This is a genomic window from Sulfurivermis sp. (assembly GCF_059410345.1).
Window position 1 is genome coordinate 1 of sequence record NZ_JBLJDO010000031.1, and the last position, 19,259, is coordinate 19,259.

Annotated in this window: 26 protein-coding genes; all 26 read left to right on the forward strand. The window is 65.6% G+C overall.

Going from position 1 to position 19,259, the window contains the following annotated elements; genetic code table 11:
• Window positions 1-153: 153 nt before the first annotated feature.
• The 26 genes from ACMV8A_RS15030 (at window position 154) to ACMV8A_RS15155 (ending at window position 19,110) form a co-directional block, all read left to right on the forward strand.
• Entirely contained in the window at window positions 154-471 is a 318-nt protein-coding gene (locus tag ACMV8A_RS15030; RefSeq protein WP_495326697.1) for a hypothetical protein, read from the forward strand.
• Window positions 462-920, forward strand: coding sequence for an HI_1489 N-terminal domain-containing protein (locus ACMV8A_RS15035; RefSeq protein ID WP_495326698.1), 459 nt, complete (start codon window positions 462-464; stop codon window positions 918-920). Before ACMV8A_RS15030 ends, ACMV8A_RS15035 begins: the two co-directional genes overlap by 10 nt.
• The gene (locus tag ACMV8A_RS15040) at window positions 821-1,285 is read left to right on the forward strand and encodes a hypothetical protein (RefSeq protein WP_495326699.1); all 465 of its coding nucleotides are present in this window, start codon (window positions 821-823) and stop codon (window positions 1,283-1,285) included. Before ACMV8A_RS15035 ends, ACMV8A_RS15040 begins: the two co-directional genes overlap by 100 nt.
• Window positions 1,282-1,698 carry a Mor transcription activator family protein gene (locus ACMV8A_RS15045; RefSeq protein ID WP_495326700.1) on the forward strand — a complete coding sequence of 139 codons (417 nt, stop codon included), beginning with the start codon at window positions 1,282-1,284 and terminating at the stop codon, window positions 1,696-1,698. Before ACMV8A_RS15040 ends, ACMV8A_RS15045 begins: the two co-directional genes overlap by 4 nt.
• Before the next feature lie 46 nt (window positions 1,699-1,744).
• Complete coding sequence (locus ACMV8A_RS15050) at window positions 1,745-2,029, forward strand: putative holin (protein ID WP_495326701.1); 285 nt, start codon at window positions 1,745-1,747, stop codon at window positions 2,027-2,029.
• Window position 2,030: 1 nt separating this feature from the next.
• Window positions 2,031-2,648 (forward strand): transglycosylase SLT domain-containing protein, encoded by a 618-nt coding sequence (locus ACMV8A_RS15055; RefSeq protein WP_495326702.1) that lies wholly within the window; start codon window positions 2,031-2,033, stop codon window positions 2,646-2,648.
• Complete coding sequence (locus ACMV8A_RS15060; RefSeq protein WP_495326703.1) at window positions 2,642-3,001, forward strand: hypothetical protein; 360 nt, start codon at window positions 2,642-2,644, stop codon at window positions 2,999-3,001. Before ACMV8A_RS15055 ends, ACMV8A_RS15060 begins: the two co-directional genes overlap by 7 nt.
• Entirely contained in the window at window positions 2,998-3,279 is a 282-nt protein-coding gene (locus ACMV8A_RS15065; RefSeq protein ID WP_495326704.1) for a hypothetical protein, read from the forward strand. Before ACMV8A_RS15060 ends, ACMV8A_RS15065 begins: the two co-directional genes overlap by 4 nt.
• Window positions 3,272-3,493 carry a TraR/DksA family transcriptional regulator gene (locus ACMV8A_RS15070; RefSeq protein ID WP_495326705.1) on the forward strand — a complete coding sequence of 74 codons (222 nt, stop codon included), beginning with the start codon at window positions 3,272-3,274 and terminating at the stop codon, window positions 3,491-3,493. Before ACMV8A_RS15065 ends, ACMV8A_RS15070 begins: the two co-directional genes overlap by 8 nt.
• The gene (locus ACMV8A_RS15075; RefSeq protein ID WP_495326706.1) at window positions 3,493-3,831 is read left to right on the forward strand and encodes a DUF2730 family protein; all 339 of its coding nucleotides are present in this window, start codon (window positions 3,493-3,495) and stop codon (window positions 3,829-3,831) included. Before ACMV8A_RS15070 ends, ACMV8A_RS15075 begins: the two co-directional genes overlap by 1 nt.
• Window positions 3,828-4,124, forward strand: coding sequence for a VpaChn25_0724 family phage protein (locus tag ACMV8A_RS15080; protein WP_495326707.1), 297 nt, complete (start codon window positions 3,828-3,830; stop codon window positions 4,122-4,124). Before ACMV8A_RS15075 ends, ACMV8A_RS15080 begins: the two co-directional genes overlap by 4 nt.
• Before the next feature lie 219 nt (window positions 4,125-4,343).
• Window positions 4,344-4,892 (forward strand): DUF3486 family protein, encoded by a 549-nt coding sequence (locus ACMV8A_RS15085; protein ID WP_495326708.1) that lies wholly within the window; start codon window positions 4,344-4,346, stop codon window positions 4,890-4,892.
• Window positions 4,889-6,394: a terminase large subunit domain-containing protein gene (locus tag ACMV8A_RS15090; RefSeq protein WP_495326709.1), complete on the forward strand. Its 1,506-nt coding sequence runs from the start codon at window positions 4,889-4,891 to the stop codon at window positions 6,392-6,394. The genes ACMV8A_RS15085 and ACMV8A_RS15090 overlap by 4 nt, the downstream gene beginning before the upstream one ends.
• Window positions 6,388-7,962 (forward strand): DUF935 domain-containing protein, encoded by a 1,575-nt coding sequence (locus ACMV8A_RS15095; RefSeq protein ID WP_495326710.1) that lies wholly within the window; start codon window positions 6,388-6,390, stop codon window positions 7,960-7,962. Before ACMV8A_RS15090 ends, ACMV8A_RS15095 begins: the two co-directional genes overlap by 7 nt.
• Window positions 7,955-9,220, forward strand: coding sequence for a phage minor head protein (locus ACMV8A_RS15100; RefSeq protein ID WP_495326711.1), 1,266 nt, complete (start codon window positions 7,955-7,957; stop codon window positions 9,218-9,220). Before ACMV8A_RS15095 ends, ACMV8A_RS15100 begins: the two co-directional genes overlap by 8 nt.
• 57 nt (window positions 9,221-9,277) lie before the next feature.
• Window positions 9,278-9,739: a phage virion morphogenesis protein gene (locus ACMV8A_RS15105; protein ID WP_495326712.1), complete on the forward strand. Its 462-nt coding sequence runs from the start codon at window positions 9,278-9,280 to the stop codon at window positions 9,737-9,739.
• A gap of 163 nt (window positions 9,740-9,902) precedes the next feature.
• Window positions 9,903-10,877 carry a hypothetical protein gene (locus tag ACMV8A_RS15110; RefSeq protein WP_495326713.1) on the forward strand — a complete coding sequence of 325 codons (975 nt, stop codon included), beginning with the start codon at window positions 9,903-9,905 and terminating at the stop codon, window positions 10,875-10,877.
• Window positions 10,878-10,931: 54 nt separating this feature from the next.
• Window positions 10,932-12,035 carry a phage protease gene (locus ACMV8A_RS15115; RefSeq protein WP_495326714.1) on the forward strand — a complete coding sequence of 368 codons (1,104 nt, stop codon included), beginning with the start codon at window positions 10,932-10,934 and terminating at the stop codon, window positions 12,033-12,035.
• A gap of 53 nt (window positions 12,036-12,088) precedes the next feature.
• Window positions 12,089-12,946: a hypothetical protein gene (locus ACMV8A_RS15120; RefSeq protein WP_495326715.1), complete on the forward strand. Its 858-nt coding sequence runs from the start codon at window positions 12,089-12,091 to the stop codon at window positions 12,944-12,946.
• Between the two features lie 37 nt (window positions 12,947-12,983).
• On the forward strand, window positions 12,984-14,045 hold the full coding sequence (locus ACMV8A_RS15125) for a Mu-like prophage major head subunit gpT family protein (RefSeq protein WP_495326716.1): 1,062 nt from the start codon (window positions 12,984-12,986) through the stop codon (window positions 14,043-14,045).
• A 105-nt stretch (window positions 14,046-14,150) separates the two neighbouring features.
• Window positions 14,151-14,537: an HI1506-related protein gene (locus ACMV8A_RS15130; RefSeq protein ID WP_495326717.1), complete on the forward strand. Its 387-nt coding sequence runs from the start codon at window positions 14,151-14,153 to the stop codon at window positions 14,535-14,537.
• Between the two features lie 5 nt (window positions 14,538-14,542).
• The gene (locus ACMV8A_RS15135) at window positions 14,543-14,944 is read left to right on the forward strand and encodes a gp436 family protein (protein WP_495326718.1); all 402 of its coding nucleotides are present in this window, start codon (window positions 14,543-14,545) and stop codon (window positions 14,942-14,944) included.
• Complete coding sequence (locus ACMV8A_RS15140) at window positions 14,944-15,381, forward strand: phage tail terminator protein (protein WP_495326719.1); 438 nt, start codon at window positions 14,944-14,946, stop codon at window positions 15,379-15,381. Before ACMV8A_RS15135 ends, ACMV8A_RS15140 begins: the two co-directional genes overlap by 1 nt.
• The gene (locus ACMV8A_RS15145) at window positions 15,381-15,551 is read left to right on the forward strand and encodes a DUF7210 family protein (protein WP_495326720.1); all 171 of its coding nucleotides are present in this window, start codon (window positions 15,381-15,383) and stop codon (window positions 15,549-15,551) included. The genes ACMV8A_RS15140 and ACMV8A_RS15145 overlap by 1 nt, the downstream gene beginning before the upstream one ends.
• Before the next feature lie 18 nt (window positions 15,552-15,569).
• On the forward strand, window positions 15,570-16,472 hold the full coding sequence (locus ACMV8A_RS15150; protein WP_495326721.1) for a phage tail tube protein: 903 nt from the start codon (window positions 15,570-15,572) through the stop codon (window positions 16,470-16,472).
• Window positions 16,473-16,545: 73 nt separating this feature from the next.
• A complete protein-coding gene (locus tag ACMV8A_RS15155) occupies window positions 16,546-19,110 on the forward strand; it encodes a hypothetical protein (protein WP_495326722.1) in 2,565 nt (854 codons plus the stop codon).
• The last annotated feature ends 149 nt before the right edge of the window (window positions 19,111-19,259 follow it).

Sequence of the window (19,259 nt, forward strand, 5' to 3'; positions counted from 1 at the left end):
TATTTCGAGGACTTCGGAGGAATCCCGGACGAGATGAGCATCGGGCAGCGCGAACACATCGTCGAGCGGGCGAAACTGTTTGCTCAGTGGTTGGTGGCGTTCAGCAACGACCGTGTTGGCGCATAACAACAGAATATCCGGAGCGTGCAAGGTATGAGCTACAGGGTGACACCACGGCAAAAGGCGCGTCTCGCCGCCATGCGCGCCGCGAAAGAGCGGCTGCGCCTGGATCGCGATGCGCCGGAGTATCCGCAGGCCCTGCCGCACCTGCGGCGCCGTGTCGTGGTGATCGACTATGACCACGGCCGCGTGGTGCATCGGTTCGATCTGTTCCGTTCGGATCGCATCGACTGCTACGACGTGAGCGCTAACGGTGGCGCATTGCATCGTCGCGTCGGCTGGTCTCGCATCGTGGCAGGTATCCGCAAACTGTTTCCGCGCGTCATGTCGCCGAGGTCTGCATGCAACTGACACGCTGCCCGGTCTGCCATTCCCGCATCGGCCTGGAACAACTCATCCAGGACGAAGCCGGGCGCGAGCTGCTGGCGCTGGTGGCGCGGCTGCCGGACTGGCTGGCGGCGCCGCTGGTGTCGTATCTCGGCCTGTTCCGTCCGGCCACGCGCGACCTGGCCAACGATCGCGCGCTGCGCCTGGGGCGGGAGGCGCTGGAGCTGCACGCCGATCACGGCATCCTGGCGCAGGCGCTGGTGGAGACGGTGCAGGCGATGCGCGCCAAGCAGGATAAGGGGCAGTTCAAGCCGCTGGCGAACCATGCCTACCTGGGCAGCGTGTTGGAGTCCGTGGCGTCGGCTGGTGCGCAGTGCGCTCCCTACAACGGCGCTTCAACGGCCGTTGTGCCGGCTTCGAAGGGGCCGCAGAGCAAGACGGCGGCCTCCATGATGGCCCTGCGGGAGGAGTGATGGAGCCGGCGCCGAAGTGGTTCCGTGTGGTGATCAGCGAGGGCCTGATCCGTCTGGTGGCGCTCAGCCTGCCGAACACGCCGCCGCACGAAACGATCGAGCTGACGAAAGAGGCGTGGATCGCGGCGTTGTACGAGGGGCGTGTGTGGGTGGAGTCGGACGCGGGCCGCATCGCCGCCGGCTTCCGCTCGCTGGCCCGCAAGGTGGATCGCTGGCCCGCGCCACGCTTGCTGCTCGACCACCTGCCGGCGCGGCCTGAGCTGCCCAAGCTCAACGCTCCGGCGCCCAGCCAGGAGGAGCGCGAGACCAACAAGCGGCGCATGCGCGAAATGGTGCGCGGCGCGATCAAGGGGGTGAATGCATGACACAAGAAAGTCTGCTGCCGGACGTGCATCTGCCGGAGGATGCACTGGCGCACATGGATGACGCCGATGTGCGCCAGGCCTGGCCGCGCAACCTGGTGGCGATGGTGGATGTGGTGATGGCGCGCCTGCGCCGCCTGGGTGTCGACGATGAGACCGCCCGGCAGCACGCCGCTGCGGCCATGCACGCCCTTTCCGAGTACCACGGCGGCCGGCAGTTCTACCTGCCCAAGGGCGACACGCTGGAGATCGCCCTGCGCAACAAGCGCATCTGGGATGAGTTCACCGGCCACAACGTCGAGCAGCTCGCCGCACGTTACGGATTGACCTTTGTGCAGGTTTATAACATTCTGCGCGAGCAGCGGGCACTGCACCGCAAGCGCGTCCAGCCTGATCTCTTTCCTTCCGACAATTAAACCGCTTTAACCCCACCTCGAACACCGGCCGCCCCACACTGGCGGCATGGACTCCACCAAGCTCATCGACAAACTGCGCGCCTGGCCCTGGCTGGTCGCGGCCCTGATCACCACGCTGATCGTCGGCCTGCTCGCGCCGCACCAGCTCGGCCTGCTGGCCTGGGCACTGTCCAAGCTCTCCCTCGGCGCTTACCTCGGCTATTGGGTCGACCGCTCCCTGTTTCCCTATGCGCGCCCCGACCGCTTTGTCGAAGGGATGCCCGATCTGGCGATGTTGCGCCGCGCGCTGATCGTTGCGGCGTGCGTCATCGCGCTGGGGCTGGGGGTGTAGCGTGCATGCGGTACTCATTGTCATCACGCTGCTGCTGTCGCTGGGAAGTGCCCATGCCGCTACCGTGCCGACCGCCGCGCACAAACACCGCCACGAACTGACCCGCATTGCCCGTCAGGAATGGGGCCTCGACGCGCCGGTGTCGCTGTTCGCGGCGCAGCTGCACCAGGAATCGAGCTGGCGCAGCGATGCACGCAGTCCCTACGCAGAGGGCCTGGCGCAGTTCACGCCCGCCACCGCCGCCTGGATCGTTTCCAGTTACCCACACCTGGGCGAAGCCACGCCCTATTCGCCCACCTGGTCGATGCGCGCGATGGTGCGCTACGACTTGCACATCCTGTCCGCCATCCATCCCTGGAACCACAGCAGCATTCCCGCATGTGATCGCTGGGCCTTCACGCTCTCCGGCTACAACGGCGGCCCCGGTTGGATAGCGCGCGACCGCAGTCTGGCCGCAACAGCAGGCGCCGACCCTGATCGCTGGTTCGGCCACGTCGAGCACCACACCGCTCGTGCCGCCTGGGCGCGTGAAGAGAACCGCGCCTATCCGCGCCGCATCCTGCACACGCTGCAACCCATCTACCACGCCGCCGGCTGGCCGGGAGTACTCCTATGTTGAAGTGGGCGTCCTTTGCGGCCTTTGTGTTGTTCCTCACGACGGCCGCCGGATTATCCGTCGCGCTGCAACAGCGCGATTTGCGCATTGAGGAGAAGGCGCGGGCCGACGAGCAGATCGCCAACCTGCATCAGGCTGTGGCCGTGCGCGATCAGGCACTGGAAGCGTGGGGTCGTGTCGCCCAGGAGCAGACGCTGCGCGTGGAGGCCGCCGAGCGTGCCGCCGCTGCAGCGCGCCAGGAGACGCAACGGCGCACAGCCCGCGCCCTGACCGCGCCGGTACCGGCGGATTGCCACGAGGCCGCCAAGTGGATGGCGGTGTGGGGCCGCGAACGGGGGCAGGCATGGGCCGAGTGATCGCAGCTCTGTGTCTGGTGCTGCTGGTCGGCTGTACGCGCGAGGTGCGCGTGGAGGTACCGGTGGCCGCCACCACGAAAACCCCGGCCGCCTGCAAAGCGCCGCCCGTTGTCGCCCGGCCGCACCTGCCCATCGCCGACCTCACCGAGCAGTCCACGCCCAAGGAAGTGGCCAACGCCTACGCCGCCTCCATCGAAGCCTGCACCGGCTACGGCGCGGAGCTGGAACAGGCGCTGGATGGCTACCGCACTAAAACGGAGGCCGTCTTGAATGAATAACAGGCAATTCGATCTGGCGCAGCTGCGCGAAGAGGAAGAGCGCCAGCATGCGCTGGAGCAACACCGGGAGCGGCAGGCCGTGCGCTATGAGGCGGTGATCATCGACGGCGTGCCCTGCTGCGCGGAGTGTCTGGAAGAGCTGCCCGACCATCGCATCGGTGTCGGCATCTGCGTGCCGTGTTTGAGCGGTTTTGAAAAACGAGGGAAACGATAGTGGGACTGGATTACGACGCCGCTAGGTTTTGGTGGGAGGTGGGCATGACGCTCGGCCTCCTGGTCAATGTCGCCTACCAGTACGTGCTGGCCAAGGGCAAGGCCAATAAAGAGGCCATCGACGCCATCGCGGAAACGGTGGACGACATCGATACCCGCGTCACCACACTGGAAAGCGAGGTGCGCCACCTGCCCGACCATGAAGACCTCAGCGAGATCCACGAGAAGGTGAACGCCATCGCCAACGGCATGGGCGTCATCCAGGGCGAACTGGCCGCCCTGAACCGGACGCTGGGACTGATCAATGACCACCTGTTGAACCACGGAGGCCGCCGATGAGCTACGCCGACATCGTCACCGAAGACCAGCGCCTGGCCGTGCTGCAGGCGCTGGAGCAAGACCCGGACTATTCGCACAACGAGCACGTCCTTGGTCGCGTGCTCCAGGCCGTGGGCCACGGCATCAGCTCCGACCTGCTGCGCACCAATCTGTCGTGGCTCGCCGAGCAGGGCCTGATCACCACCGAGGAGCGCGCCGGTCTCATCGTTGCCAAGCTCACCCGCCGTGGCGAGGATGTGGCCCTGGGGCGCACGCGCGTGCCTGGCGTAGGGCGGCCGCGTCCGGGGGTGTGACGTGGGCAATGTAACACCTCTGCATCGTGATCCAGCGCAGGGCGACTTCACGTTCGTGCAGTGCCCATGTGTGCCAACTGATCCTCCTCTGGTGACGCCCGTGGTGTGCCATGACGCGAAAGGTCCGTTTATCGCAGCTCTGATGTGCCCAGAATGTGAGACCACGTATCCGGTTGAGTTTGGCCGCGTCAAGCTGCCGCAACTGGAGGGAATGTGAGCATGGCCCGCCCCAGCACCATCGAGAAACTGCCGGCCGACATCCTGGAGCGACTCCAGGCGCTGCTGCGCGACCCGCGCGTCTCCCAACTGGACGCCACCGCGCGCATCAATTCCATCCTGGAAGCGGAAGGCCACCCGGACCGCGTGAGTAAATCGGCGGTGAACCGCTATTCCATGCGCATGGAAGAGGTGGGCCAGCGCCTGCGCCAGTCGCGCCAGGTGGCCGAGATGTGGATCGGCCGCCTCGGCGCTGAACCGCAGGGCAAGGTCGGCCACCTGCTCAACGAGATCGTGCGCACGCTTGCCTTCGAGGCCGCCATGAACTTCGCCGAGGGCGAGGAGCCCATCGATCCGAAGTCGCTCAAGGAGCTGGCCATCGCCGTGCACCGACTGGAACAGGCCGCCGGTGATGCAGTGAAGCGCGAGCAGGAAATCCGCAAGCAGACCGCCGAAGCCGCCGCCACTGCTGCCGAGAAGACCCTCGCCAGCCAGGGCATGAGCCGCGAATCCATCGACACCATCAAGCGTGAAATCCTGGGGATCGCATGACCGCCACCTTGCCCGCATCGGTGCTGCTGCCCTACCAGAAGCGCTGGGTGGCCGATGATGCGCAGCTCAAGATTGCCGAGAAGAGCCGCCGCACCGGCTTGACCTGGGCCGAGGCGGCGGACGCCGTCCTGACCGCCAGCGCCGCCAAGAGCGCGGGCGGCACCAACCATTTCTACGTCGGCTCCAACAAGGAGATGGCCATCGAGTTCATCGATGCTTGCGCCATGTGGGCCAAGGCGCTCAACCGGGCGGCTGGCGAGATCGAGGAAGAGATCATCAAGGATGAGGACAAGGACATCCTCACCTACACCATCCACTTCACCAGCGGCTTCAAGATTCAGGCGCTCTCCAGCCGCCCCAGCAACATGCGCGGCCGGCAGGGCAATGTCACCATCGACGAAGCTGCCTTCCATGAGCAGCTAGCGGAAGTCCTCAAGGCCGCCCTGGCGCTGACCATGTGGGGCGCCAAGGTGCGTTTGATCAGCACGCACAACGGCGTTGAAAACCTGTTCAACGAACTGATCCAAGACAGCCGCGCCGGTAAGAAGCGCTACAGCGTCCACCGCATCACCCTGGACGACGCCTGCGCCGATGGCCTGTATCAGCGCATCTGCCAGGTGCGCGGTACCGTCTGGAGCCAGGCGGCCGAGGATGAGTGGAAGGAGAACCTGCTGCGCGACACCGCTACCCGCGAAGACGCCCTGGAGGAGTATTACTGCGTCCCCAAGAGCGGCGGCGGCGCCTACCTCTCCCGCGCCCTGATCGAGGCGCGCATGGTCGAGGCGCCCGTGCTGCGCTACGAGGGCAGCGCGGAGTTCAACAGCTGGCCGGAACACCTGCGCGAGGCCGAGATGCGCGATTGGTGCGAGCAGCAGCTGCGCCCGCTGCTGGCCGCGCTCAATGCCGACGACACCCACGCCTTCGGCGAGGACTTCGGCCGCAGCGGTGACCTCACGGTGATCGCCCCGGTGGCGATAGGCCGCGACCTGCGCCGGCGCATTCCGTTCCTGGTCGAACTGCGCAACGTGCCGTTCAAGCAGCAGGAGCAGGCCCTCAACTACATCGCCGACCGCCTGCCGCGCCTGCAGGCCGGCGCACTGGACGCCCGTGGCAACGGCCAATACCTGGCCGAGCAGACCGCCTACCGTTACGGCGCCGGCCGCATCGAGACGGTGATGCTGTCGCAGTCCTGGTATCTGGAGCACATGCCCAAGGTCAAGGCCGCCTTCGAGGATGACCTGATCAGCCTGCCGCGCGACCGTGACGTGCTCGACGACCTACGCGCCATCCAGGTGATCAAGGGCATCCCGCGCCTGCCGGATGGCAAGACCGGCGACAACAAGAACCGTCACGGCGATGCCGCCATTGCCATCGCCCTGGCGTACTACGCCAGCCAGATGGAGACGGTGGCCATCGACTTCACCCCCGCCCCGTCCACCGGTGGCGACTGGAGCGGCGCCGGCAATGACGACAACGCAGCAGCAGGAGGTGGCGCATGGTAGCCATGCCCGGATTCATCAAGCGCCTGTTCGGCGAGGGCGCCGAGCAGGCTACCCAGGAAAAGCAGACCGACGATGAAGCCCGCGTCGGCCTCATCAAGCGTGAGTTCGCCGAACACCCCAGCAAGGGCCTGACGCCGTCCAAGCTCTACCAGATTCTGGAGGCTGCCGAGCAGGGCGACCTCAAGGCGCAGCACGAGCTGTTCGACGACATGGAGGAGAAAGACCCACAGATCGCCTCCGACCTCGCCAAGCGCCGCCAACTCGCCGCCGAGCTGGAGTGGCAGATCGTGCCGCCGGACAATGCCTCCTCCCAGGAGAAGAAGGCCGCCGAGTTCTGCGCCGAGGTGTTCGCCGGGCTGGAGGTCGAAGACCTGATCATCGAGCTGGGCAGCGCCATCGGCCACGGCTGGGCCAACCTGGAGCTGCCCTGGACCCGCGACGGTGCGCTGCGCCTCATCGAGCAGCCCATCTTCCGGCCGCACTCCTGGTTCAAGCTGCACCCTGAGCGCCAGGACGAACTGCGCCTGCGCGACGTGTCCGTCGAGGGCGCCGAGCTGTGGCCCCTGGGCTGGGTGCAGCACCGCCACAAGGCCAAGGCCGGCTACATCGCGCGCGGCGGCCTGCACCGCGTCCTGGCCTGGCCCTACCTGTTCCAGAACTACGCCCTGGGCGACCTGGCCGAGCTGCTGGAGATCTACGGCCTGCCGGCGCGCGTCGGCACCTACCCGCGCAACGCCACCGACAAGGAGAAGGCCACCCTGCTGCGGGCCGTCACCAGCCTGGGCCACCGCGCCGCCGGCATCATCCCGGAAGGCATGGCCATCGAGTTCAAAGAGGCCGCCGACGGCAAGGCCGACATGTTCCAGGCCATGCTCGACTGGTGCGAACGCTCCAAGGCCAAGGCCATCCTCGGCGGCACGCTGACCTCCGGTACCGGCGAGGGCACCAACACCAACGCCCTGGGAAACGTCCACGAGCGCGGCCTGCAGAGCATCATCAGCTCCGATGTGCGCCAATACGCCGGCACCATCAACCGCGACATCCTCTGGCCCTTGGTCGCCCTCAACTTCGGCATCGAGGACCGCCGCCGTGCCCCGCGCTTCTTCCTGGATACCGGCGAGGCCGAGGATTACAAGCTGCTGGCGGAGAGCCTGCCGGTGTTCGTGGACATGGGCGCCCGGGTGCCGGTGTGGTGGCTGCACGAGAAGACCCGCATCCCGCAGGCTGGCGAGAAGGAGGAAATCCTCCAGCCGCGCACTGCGCCGCAGCCCTTCGGGGCGCTCAAGGCCGTGGCCGCCCTCAAGGCGACCGGTGACACCGCCGAGCCGGAACATCCCTCCGCCCCCATCGCCGCGCGCCTGGCCCTGGAGACGGCGCCGGCCGTGGCCGACTGGCTGGAGCGGATCGAGGCCATGCTGCAGCAGGCCGGCTCCCTGGAGGAGTTCCGCGAGATGCTGCTGGCCGCCTGGGGTGACCTGCCGGAAGAGCAGCTCGCCGACGCCCTGGGTGAGGCCATGACCGCCGCCGAGGCCGCTGGCCGCTTCGACGTGGAAAACGCCGGTGGCTGACGCGCTGCCATCGGTCATTTCGGGCGCCCTTAAACGCCCCTTCAAAGAGCAGGTCGCTTTCTTTCGCGGCAAGCTCGGCAACCTGGTGCCCACGGCGCGCTGGGACGATATCCAGCGCAGCGCCCACGACCGGGCCTTCATGGTGGCCGGTGCCGCCAAGGCCGACCTGCTCGCAGACCTGGCCACTGCCGTGGACCGGTCCATCACCGAAGGCAAGAGCCTGGAGGCCTTCCGCCAGGACTTCCGCTCCATCGTCGAGCGCAACGGCTGGCACGGCTGGACCGGCGAGGGCAACAAGAAGGGCGTGGCCTGGCGTACCCGCGTCATCTACCAGACCAACGCCCTGAGCAGCTACAACGCCGGCCGCTACGCCCAGCTGCGCGAGGGCGGCTTCGACTTCTGGATCTACCGCCACAACGACTCAGTCAAAAACCCGCGCCCGCAGCACCTGGCCTGGAATGGCCTGACCCTGCCGCCGGACCACCCGTTCTGGAAGACCCACGCCCCGCAGAACGGCTGGGGCTGCAAGTGCTACGCCGTCGGCGCCCGCTCGGCCCGTGGCGCCCGGCGCCTGGGCGGCGACCCGGACAAGGCACTGCCAGAGGATTGGGATGCCATCGATGCCAAGACCGGCGCCCCGGTGGGCATTGATAAAGGATGGGATTATCAACCCGGCGCCGCCGTGAGCCAGACCATCCAGGCAATGGCCCAGAAGAGCGTCCAATGGGAATACACCCTGGCCAAGGCCTACATGCAGGGCGTCCCCGAGGCTACCCGTGACGCCCTGGCCCGCGCCTACCGGGCGTTGCCCTCGGTGGCCGACGACACCCGCCGCTATGCCCAGCGCATCCTGGAGGGGCGCACTGCCTTGGAAATCCCACCCTATAGAACGATGGGCCTCCTGACGGCGGATGACGTTGAGCGCATCCGGGGCTTTACCGGCGACGACGTTGCCGCCTTCGACTTTGCCATCGACCGCTACGCCCCGCTGCATATACATAAGAGGCACGGCGATGATGCCGTGGAAGCGGACCAGGGGCAGCGCGCCGTGGTGGCCGGTGACTACGCCCGGCTTCCAGAACTGCTGAACACACCGGATCGGGTGTGGTTTGATCAGAAAGATCAGGTGGTGTTGTACGAAAGAGCCTTCGGGGATGAGCGCCTAGTGGGCGCCTTCGCGGTATTCAAGAAGCGCCGGATGGTGGTCTTGAAATCAATGCGGATACATCGGAGGGCGTCCCCGCGCTCAACGTCCTAGACGTTCAGGGTATGAGCCCGCGCCTCGATGACGCCCTACGATGGGGAGAGTATAGCCATGATCCAGATTGAAATCGACGACAGCGACGTCCTCGCCGCCCTCAACGGCCTCCTGGCTGCCGGCAAAGACCTGACGCCCGCCTACCAGGACATCGGCGAATACCTGGTCCAATCCACCAAGAACCGCTTCGCCGCCGGCGAGGCCCCGGACGGCACGCCCTGGGCGCCCCTGTCCCCGGTCACCGTCGCCCGCAAGGGCCACAGCCGCCCCCTCATCGGCGAGTCCCGCCGCCTGGGCACCGAGATCAGCTACCTGGTCCTGGGCGACGGCGTCGAGGTCGGCAGCCCGATGGAATACGCTGCCACCCAGCAGCTCGGCGCCAAGAAGGGCAGCTTCACCGGCGGGCGCGCCCCCTGGGGCGACATCCCGGCCCGGCCGTTCCTCGGCCTCAGCGAGGACGACAAGGCCGCCGTCCTGGACATCCTCCAGGAACACCTGGAAGGCGGACTGGGAGGGTGATCCGGCTGGCCGCCTGAGAGGCCGTCTAAGCCGTTTTATGGGGGTGACCCGCCATCACCGGGCGGGATGGTAGGCAAAATCGCACCACACGCGAAATTAAAGCCGTTTTAAATGTGTTAGATTCCCTCTGTCCGGCGCTGCAACCGCCAAAAAAGGGGGAGTAATGGAAGAAGTCAGGAAGATTGTAATAACCAGTGAAGAAGATGCATGGAAAGCGCTCCAAGACGCCATCCGTGACAAAACCGACTGGGGCGCTGTAGATTTTGAGTTCACCGGATGGCCTTATATTCACCTCAAACTAAGAGGTGAACAATTCGACTCTACTATTACCACCAAGAACATGCAGGGCTTTATCGACCTGCAGCATACTCTGAATAGGACATATGCCCAGTTAGTATACAACTCCAGCGCCAAATCCCTGTCTCAGGAAGATAGGGATATGCTGGAACTCGTGATCAAGGTTGAGCCAGGATCGTCTGAGTTCTGGGCGCGCCTTGAAAAAGCGATGGAGAAGATCGGCAAGGATCTGGTGGGGAAGATGGACGGAAAGCAGGTCGTAATTGTTGTCTGCATCCTTGCATCGCTCTATGCCGGGCATGGTGCATGGAGCGCTTATCTTGATGCGCAGGTTAAAGAAAAGGAAATAGAATCCAAGCAATATGCTTCTGCGCAAGAAACTGAGCGCGTTCGCATCATCAAAGAAATAGTTGAAGCACGACCGGCACTGTCGGAGGTTAGCGACGACATCTATCGTCACCACTCGGAAATGCTTAAGAGCGTTTCTGAGGCAGAGCAAATAGAGACCCGTGGCGTTGTATTGCATCAAGCCGAAGTGCGCCAAATTGCTTCCACAAAACGCGAGACATCGGAAGAGAAGCGCATTGATGGTACGTTCCGTGTCCAGGGCGTGGAGTCTCCTGATGAGGACGGCATCAAGATCCATGTTCGTCGCCAAGAGGACGGCTTGGAGTTCACTAGCGGTGTGAAAGTAATTACGATGGCGGAGGAAGAGTTGCTGCGTGACGCTATATTCCGCAAAGAGCATCTCAATCTCGCATTTTCTGCGAAAGTCCTGCGAGGCTCAGTTACAAGTGCCAGCTTGATATCGGTGAGCCGTGTTGACGAATCCAAGGAATGAATAATTAAACCGCTTTAACCCCACGCCCGATCCTCCTCCCCCTACGATGCGCCCATGTCCAAGGGCGCATCCACTCATTCCAAGAATCCCCGCCAGGCCGTTGCGGTCCTGAGTCTGGATGTCGCCGCTACTGTCGGCGCGCAGGCGCAGATCACGCCGGATGGCCTGTTCCGTGCCCGTGATGGCCGCCCTGAGAAAATCCCCGGCTGGAAGATGAGCCCGGCCATCGCCGGTCGCCTCCTGGCCAAGCTCCGCGCCCGCAAGACCCCCATCGTCGTCGATTACGAACACCAGACCCTGCTGGCCGACACCAACGGTCAGCCCGCCCCGGCCGCCGGCTGGATTGATCCTGCCTCTATCGAGTACCGCGAAGGCGATGGCCTGTTCGCGCCCATCCAGTGGACAGTCCGCGCCAAGGCGTACATCGAGTCAGGTGAATACAAATTCCTGAGCCCGGTGCTGCCCTACGACCCGCAGACCGGCGAGGTGCTGGATCTGCTGCACGTCGCCCTGACCAATTTTCCCGGCGTCGACGGCATGGCAGCAGTCGCAGCCCTCTCGACCCGTTACAACCTTAACCCAGCCACAGAGGACCACGAAATGGATAAGGCACAACTCATTGCTGCGCTCGGCCTCGCCGCCGACGCCACCGACGCACAGATCGAGGCGACCATCGTCGCGCTGAAGGCCAAGGCTGCGGTGGCCGGCGAAGTCCGCACCACCCTGGGCATCGATGACGCTGCGGACGCCGTGGCCGCCGTCGCCGCGCTGAAGACTTCCGCCGCTGCGGTCAAGCCGGACCTGACCCAGTACGTGCCCAAGGCCGTCTACGACGAGACCCGCGGCCAGCTGGCCGCCCTCAAGGCGAGCAGCGATACCGGCGAGATCGAGCGCCTCATCGAAGAGGGCCTGAAAGATGGCCGCATCCCCGGCAAGGCCACCGCGGACCACCTGCGCACCCAGGGCCTGGCCGCGCTCAAGGCACACCTGGCGGATTCTCCGAGCATCGCCGCGCTGAAGGCCACGCAGACCCAGGGCAAGAAGCCCGATGGCGACGGCAAGGGCGACGGCCAGCTGACCGCGGAAGAGATCGCGGTTTGCAAGGCGCAGGGTCTGACCCACGAGGCCTTCCTGGCGGCGAAGAAGAGCGCAGCTTAAACGTACAGCTCGAACGCCTGAACCACCGTTCAACACAAATAGAGGACAGATAAATGGCCGCTGTAACCAAGAATCGCAACACCCCCGAGCGCGGCGGGAGCCGCCGGGGCTTCGGCATTGCCGCCGCCAAGGTGTGCTTCGCTGGCGCCATCGCTGCGGTGAACAGCTCGGGCTATGCCCAGCCCGGCACCGCTGCAGTCGGCCTCAAGTGCGTCGGCCGCTTCGCCGAATACGTGGACAACTCGGCCGGCGCCGACGGCGACCTGAATGTCGACGTCGAGAACGGCATCTTCCGCTACGAAAACAGCGCCGCCGCCGATGAAATCACCCTCGCCGACGTTGGCAACATCGCCTACATCGTCGACGACCAGACCGTCGCCAAGACCAATGCTGGCGGCACCCGCTCTCCGGCCGGCATCATCGATGACGTGGACAGCGCAGGCGTCTGGGTACGCATGGGCCAGGACGCACTGGTGGCTGCTGCAGGCGCGCTGCTGGCTGCCAGCAACCTGTCCGACCTGGCCAATGCTGCTACGGCCCGCAGCAACCTGGGTGGCGGCGCCAACAAGGTGATCCTGGAAATCCGCGACGTTGACCTGGTCGGCGCCAATGCCGAGGTCAAGCGCGTGGTCAGCCCGGTCGCCGGCACCATTGCCAAGCTCTACTCCGTCATCAACGGCGCGCTCACCACGGGCGACGCAACCCTGACCGGAAAGATTGGCGCCACCCCGATCACCGATGGCGCCATCACCATCACCCAGGCGGGCAGCGCGGCCGGCGACGTGGACAGCGCCACCCCGAGCGCGGCCAACGTCGTGGCGGTGGGTGACGTCATCAGCATCACCGTCGGCGGCACCAACGACGCGGCGAAGCTGGGCGACGTGGTCATCGTGATCACCCCGTCCGCCTAAATCGACCCCGCCCCAGACTTAAACGAGGAGTAAACCCATGAAAAAGTCGCTTGTAACCCTGCTCACCATTGCGCTGGGCGTCGGCCTGTCCGCGTTGTTCGGCCCGGCATTCGCCGCCGGCCTGCCTGCTATCTCTGCCATCGACGTGGCGACGCTGCACCAGAATCCGAATCTGATGCAGTTTGCCTTGGCCGGCATCGTGGTCACGCCGGCCAGCCTGCAGGCCATCTTCACCGGCTTCAAGGCCAACTTCCAGCAGGGGCACAGTTCCCTGGGTGAACAGGGGGCGATGTACGAGCAGTTCTGTACCACCGTGCCGAGCACCACGGCGGTGGAGGTCTACCCCTGGTTGAAGAGCCTGCCGCGCATGCGCGAGTGGATCGGCGACCGCGTTATCCACTCGCTGGAAGGCGCCGACTTCAGCATCAAGAACCGCAAGTTCGAGCTGACCGAGGGCGTCGAACGTGATGCCGTTGACGACGATACCTATGGCCTGTTCGGCCCGACCTTCCAGGAGTTCGGCCGCTCCAGCCGCGAACACCCCAACGAACTGGCAGTGGAGGTTCTGGAGTCCAACCCGGTGTGCTTCGACGGTCAGAACCTGTTCGACTCCGATCATCCGGTGCTGGATGTCAACGGCCATGAGCAGTCCGTCAGCAACGACATGGGCGGCGCTGGCCCGGCCTGGTACGTGATGGACCTGTCCCGCGCCATCAAGCCGTTGGTGTTCCAGAAGCGCCGCGACTACAACTTCCGCGCCCTGACCGACATCAACAGCACCGAAGTGTTTTTGAAGGACAAATTCCTGTTCGGTGTCGATGCCCGCGTCAACGTCGGCCCAGGTCTTTGGATGCTGATCGTCCGCTCCAAGCAGACCTTCAATGCCGAAAACTACGCCCTGGCCCGCGCCCGCCTGACCGCCATGCAGGGCGACTATGCCCGCCCGCTGGCCCTGCGCCACACCCACACGATGGTGCCCGGCAACATGGAAGGCGTCGCCCGCAAGGTGCTGAGCAACGCCCTGGCGGCGGGTGGTGAGACCAATGAATGGGCCGGCACCAGCCAGCTCATCATCAACCCCTGGCTCGCCCAGAGCTAAGCCCGCAGGGCGTAGCCGCTCCCCCCGGCTACGCCCTGTAACCGACGCGCGGAGCGCGCCGGGGCCAACGCAGGGATGCGCCTCTTATAGATCGGGAGCAACGACATGGCGAAGAACACCCCGAAGAAGGCCACGCCGGCAGCGCAGGGCGCGCCGGTGGCCGCAGAACCGAAGAAAGACGAAGCCCCCGGCTCGGCTGTCGCCGGCCAGGCGGCACCGGATATCACCACCGCCGAAGCTGCGGCCGCGCCGCAGGGAGCGGGGGCCGACGCCCCCGCTCCGGGCCAGGAAATCCAGGAGACTGAGACCGAGGCGCTGTCCGTGCGCACCAAGGCCCGCGCCGGTTCCCGCCGCCGCGCCGGCTACGTGTTTACGCCCGAGCCCTACGGCATCGCCCTGAACGCCCTGACCGAAGAGCAGATCGCCGCCATCGAGAGCGACCCGCTCCTGGTAGTAGAGCGCACCACCTTCCCTGATGAGGCCGGCGAGTAACCGCGATGTACTGCACTCAACAGAACATGGTGGACCGCTTTGGCGAGGAAGAGCTGATCCAGCTCACCGACCGCGCCAACGTCGGCGCCATCGATGCTGATGTGCTGCAGCAGGCCATCGACGATGCCGGCGGCGAGATCGACGGCTACGTGTCAGCGGCAGGCCATGCCCTGCCGCTCGACCCGGTACCGCGCATCCTCACTGCCTACGCCTGCGACATCGCCCGCTATCGCCTCTACGACGACGCGGCCACCGAGCAAGTCACCCGCCGCTACGACGACGCGATCAAGTTCCTGCGCAATCTCGCCCAGGGCGTGGTCTCCCTCGGCATCAGCGGCGCCGAAGGCACCGCCGGCACCGCCGACTTCGACGGCGGCCGCCAGGTGTTTGGTGGGGGTGGGTTCTGATGCTCGCCGCCGAGCCGCTGATCGTCGCGCGCCTGGAGGCGAAACTCGCCGCGCTCAATCCGGTGCCGCGTGTTTTTACTGCACCGGACCTGGCGGGCGTGGCCGAAGAGCAGCAGGTAACGCCGGCGGTGTATGTGGTGTACGGCGGTCCCCGTATCGGCCAGGTGCTGGCCGATGGCGCCATCGTCGAGCTGGATGAGGTATGGCACACGGTGGTGGTGGTGCGCAATCTGCGCGGCGTGCGCAGCGGCGAGGCGGCGCGTGAGGATGCCAGCACCATCCTCCAGGCCGTGTTCGGCGCGCTGAGCGGTTGGAAGCCAAGCGCCGAGCTGCGCAAGCTGCGCCCCGTCAATCCGCCGCGTGCCGGCTACTCGAAGGGCTACGGGTATTACCCGCTGAGCTGGACTATCAAACAGCAAATGAGAGGAGAGCCGTGATGGCCAAGCAGAATGACGCCGCCGAGAAGAAGGCGGCCAAGATGGTCGATGTGAAGCTGAAGCGGGCGCATACCCACGCCGGCAAGAAGCATCAGGCCGACGACGTGATCACCGTGTGCGACATCGATGCTCAGTGGCTGGTAGCCAACGGCGTCGGCGAAATCGTTTAACCAGGAGGGGCAGCCAACATGCAGGGTACTACCAGCGATTACAGCTACATTGGCGTCGGCAAAATCTACATGCGCGACCGCAACGGTTCCGGCGGCCTGGTGCCGATCGGTAATGTCTCGGCGCTGAACTTCGCCGTGGCCGAAGAGCAGAAGGAGCTGATGGACTACACCAACGCCGGCGGCGGTACCCGCAACGAGGTGCGCCGCATCACCGGCGTCGAGGCGAAGATCACCCTCCATGATCTCAGCCCGGACAATCTGGCCCTGGCACTGTATGGCGACAGCTCCATCGTGGCGGCCGGCAGCGTTACCGGGGAATCTGTTTCCGTCAGCGCAGGCGCGCTGATCCCGCTGGCGAATGTTGCCGCGTCGAGCGTCGTTATCAGCCACGGACAGGATTCGTGGGCCGCGGAAACTGCCTACGCGATCGGCGCATGGGTATCCGCCGGCACGCATGTCTATGAGTGCACCACGGCCGGTACCTCCGGGGCGTCCTCGCCTGCATGGAAAACCGACGGAACCGATACCACCGACGGCACCGTCACCTGGGCTGATCGCGGCGAGTTTGCGCCGGTTGCCGGCACCGACTACGAGGTGCGACCGGCCGGCATCTGGATTCCGTCCGGTAGCAATATCCAGACACCGACAATCAGCGTTGCCTACAGCCACCCCGGCCAGGACGTGGTGCAGGCGCTGACCCAGGCGGCCGGCGAGTACGAGCTGATGTTCGACGGCGTCAACGAGGCCCGCAGCGGCAAGGCGTCCGTCATCAACGTGCACCGCCTGCGCTTCGGCCCGGCCGCCAGCTTGGACCTGATCGGCGACGACTACGCCGGCCTGGAGCTGACCGGCAAGGTGCTCTCCGATGACACCCAGGGCGCTGGTCTCAGCCGCTACTTCAAGGCGTCGATCGTTCAGTAACACAGCCGCACCGTAGCAACCAGGGAGGGGGCCGCGCGCCCCCTCTCGCGTAACAGGACAGACACCGCGCACCATGAGCAACAACCTCGAACTGGCACTCAAGATTCGCGCCCTCGTTGAGGGCCTGGCGAACGTCGAGAAGCTATCAGGTGAGGTACGCGGCCTGGCCGATCAGGCCGGCAAGGAACTGCCAGATCCCACCGGCGATTTGCGCGATGGGATGAACAAAACCAAAGACCTCGCCGGCCAGCTGCAGGCGGAACTGGCGCGCCTGCTGACGGCCGCCGCGCTGAGCAAGTTCGTCAAGGATTCGGTGCAGGCCGCCCGCACCGCAGAGGCGTCGTTCCGTGGCCTGGAGGCGGTGGCGGAGCATACCGGCGTCGGCATCGGCCGCGCCTTCCAGGAGGCGCAGCGGCTGTCCGCCGATGGCCTGATGACCGTCTCGGATGCGAGCAAGGCGCTGCAGAACCTCCTGTCCCGTGGCTACGACGTAGAGCAAGCCGTCGCCACCCTGGAGCGTCTGAAAGACGCTGCGGCGTTCAACCGAGCGGCACACCTTTCCATGTCTGAGGCGGTGCTGACCGCCACTGAAGGTCTGAAAAACGAAAACTCCACCCTGGTCGATAACGCCGGCGTCACCAAGAACGTGGCGAAGATGTGGGAGGAGTACGCCAAGAGCATCGGCAAGAGCGCCACGAACCTCACCCAGGCGGAGAAGATACAAGCCGAGCTCAACGGCATTCTGAAAGAAACCGAAGCCCAGGCTGGTAACGCACAGAAGGCGCTGGCCGGCATCGAGGGCCAGACGGCGGCGCTTAACAAGTCGGTCAACGAATTGGAAACCGCGTTCGGCGCGGCGCTGATCCCGACGCTTGCCAACCTAGCGGAGGGTGGCAAATACGTCATCAATGAGTGGGTTAAGCCATTCATCGGCGGCCTGGAAATCCTGTCGATCAAGTTGGCCGCGACCGTGCAGTCGATCGGCGATTTTTGGGACGGCGTAAAGATCGGCGGCGACGGCGCCGCCGCTGCGTTCGAGCGCATCAATCGCAACATGGAGGTCGCCGATCAGATGGCGGCCGAAGTGGTCGAGCGCTACGAGGGCGGCCTGATCCCGGCAGCGCAACAGGCCGCCGCCGCTGCGAAGGCGCACGGCGATGCCAGCCAAGCCGCTGGTGATCAGGCTACCGCCGCGACCGACACCGCCGCAGAGGCCGCCGCCAACCTGGTGGCGCAGCTCAACGCCGCAGGCACCGCCGGTACCGGCGCTGGTAAGGCCATCAATGACGCGATGGCCACCATCGACCTCACCAGCGCAGAGGGCGTGCGCGCCCTGGCGCTGGCCTACGCACAGGCCGGCGACAAGGCCCGCGAACTGGACACCGCTGCTGCCAAGACCATCGCCGACATGAACGCCGCCGATCTGACGGCGTTCAGCGGCACCCTCACGGCAGCATTTGCCTCCGGCCAGGCCGGCGCCGAGCAACTCACCCACATCAATGACCTGGTACTGGCCGAATCGTTCAAGCGCCTCGGACTGACCGCCGAGGTGGAGCTGGGGCGTATCAGCCCGAAGGCGCAGGAGGCCATCGCCGCAGTAGACGCGATTCGCCTCTCCGTCGAGCAGACCGGCATCAGCGGCGAGCAGCGCATGCAGGCCCTGGGTAATGCCCTGGCGCAGGCCATCGGCAGCGCCGACACCCTGGCCGCAGCCGAGGCGATTCGCGCCCGCATCGAGGCGATGGGCAAAACCGGCGAGCTGGCGGGCAAGAAGTTGGAGCAGGCCATGCTGGCGGCACAGGGGCGAATTGAGGAACTGACGCCGGGCATCAACAGCGTTGAAGAAGCGATGAAGCGGCTGGGTCTCACCAGCCAGGCATCACTGCGCCAGGCAGCGGATGAGGCGCGTCAGGCGTTCGAGATCATCCGGGATGGCGGCACCACCATTGAGGAACAGCGCGCCGCGTGGAGAGCGTGGGCTGAAACTGCAGTGGCCTCGGGTGACCAGACCATGATGATGCTGGCAGAGGTTGAGGCGAGCATCTACGGCAGTGCCGATGCCTTGGGGCATCTGACCGGCCAGCAGAACGTAGTAGGCGATGCCACCAAGGACGCCGCCGCCGCACTGCGCGATCAGGCCAACGCAGCAGCCGAAGCCCGCGCCGGGCTGGATGAGGTGGCCGCCGGCGCCGACAACGCCGCCGGCTCGCAGCGTGACCTGGCAGATGCCACACGCGCCGCCGCAGAGGCCGCCAGCGCCGGCGGCGAACGCGGCGCCCAGGCCATCAACTACGAGGCGCTGGACGAAGAAGAGCTGAAACAACACCGCCAGCGCCTCAACGCGCAGATCGCCAACCTGGTTAACCTGCCGGCCTATTACGGCCTCGGTGCAGCGAAGCACTTCCGCGAGCAGTTCGAGCGGGAGATCGCGCGTATCGACAAGGCCGCTGGAAAGCTGGCCGCCGAGCGCGAGCGTGACAGTGGCGGCGGACGACCGACGCCGCAGCGCACTGAATCCATCGGCACCGTCAACGTCAATTTCCGCCTGCCGAGTGGCGGCGTCAAATCCGTGCGCGTTGCGGCCGGCGACGAAAACAATCTACTGGAGGCGCTGCGTGATTCGCAGCTGATCTCATGACGATCACCCTCACCGACGGCATCACGCCGCTGACCCTGCCCGACGATCTGGATTGGTCGGATGAATACACCTGGCAGCAGGTGGAGCAGTCCGCCGAATACACGCTGACGGGCGCGCTGGTGGTGGAGTCCGCCACCAAACAGGCCGGT